The 1,038-nt window shown below is 51.2% G+C and carries 2 protein-coding genes; both read left to right on the forward strand.

Annotation, left to right across the window (positions count from 1 at the left end; all coding sequences use genetic code 11):
- Nucleotides 1–95 precede the first annotated feature (95 nt).
- A complete protein-coding gene (gene pyrE, locus ACTHUE_RS19440; protein WP_003682682.1) occupies nt 96–737 on the forward strand; it encodes an orotate phosphoribosyltransferase in 642 nt (213 codons plus the stop codon).
- A 101-nt stretch (nt 738–838) separates the two neighbouring features.
- The coding region (locus ACTHUE_RS19445) for an MJ0042-type zinc finger domain-containing protein (RefSeq protein ID WP_440424220.1) at nt 839–1,038 on the forward strand (200 nt) is incomplete at its 3' end.

Genomic DNA, 1,038 nt, shown 5'->3' on the forward strand with positions numbered 1-1,038 from the left:
GCGGGGTTGAACCTGCTTTCAGACGGCCTGATTTTTCCGCATGAATCCTTTATAATCGTTTCTTTGATAAATCAACATCTTTCGGGAGAACCCAAATGTCCGATTTCCGTCAAGACTTCCTCAAATTCGCTTTGGCACAAAATGTGTTGAAATTCGGCGAATTTACGACCAAGGCCGGCCGTCAGTCGCCTTATTTTTTCAATGCCGGTTTGTTCAATGACGGCGCATCGACTTTGCAGCTGGCGAAGTTTTACGCCGAGGCCATTATTGCCAGCGGCGTGAAATTCGATATGCTGTTCGGCCCAGCCTATAAAGGCATTATTTTGGCGGCGGCAACAGCGATGATGTTGGCGGAAAAAGGCGTAAACGTACCGTTTGCCTACAACCGCAAAGAAGCCAAAGACCACGGCGAGGGCGGCGTGTTGGTGGGTGCGCCTTTGAAAGGCCGCGTGCTGATTATCGATGATGTGATTTCCGCCGGTACATCCGTGCGCGAGTCGGTCAAACTGATTGAGGCCGAAGGCGCAACGCCTGCCGCAGTGGCTATTGCGCTCGACCGCATGGAAAAAGGCACGGGCGAATTGTCGGCGGTGCAGGAAGTCGAAAAACAATACGGCCTGCCGGTGGTTTCGATTGCCAACCTGAATGACTTGTTCACGCTCTTGCAAAACAATGCCGAATTTGGCGGCTTCTTCGAGCCGGTCAAAGCCTATCGCGAACGTTACGGCGCGGTTTAAACCATAACATCATGCTCAGGTCGTCTGAAAACTGTTTCAGACGGCCTGAAACATTAGCTAAAATATATATTTTTGATTCAATACACTTACGGAAAATACTCATGCCTGCTTGTTCTTGTCCTCATTGTAAAACACCACATTGGGTGAAAGATGCCCAGTTGAACGTGGCGCAGGGTTTCGTGGTCTGCACGCGTTGTTCGGGGATGTTTAAGGCCAAGGATTATCTGTCGGGCAACCTGCCGGCCGATCCGGCTCATCTGCCTGTGGCGGTAACGGATGTGCGCCTCGTGCATAACATCGG

The sequence above is a fragment of the Neisseria sp. P0021.S005 genome (assembly GCF_051956955.1).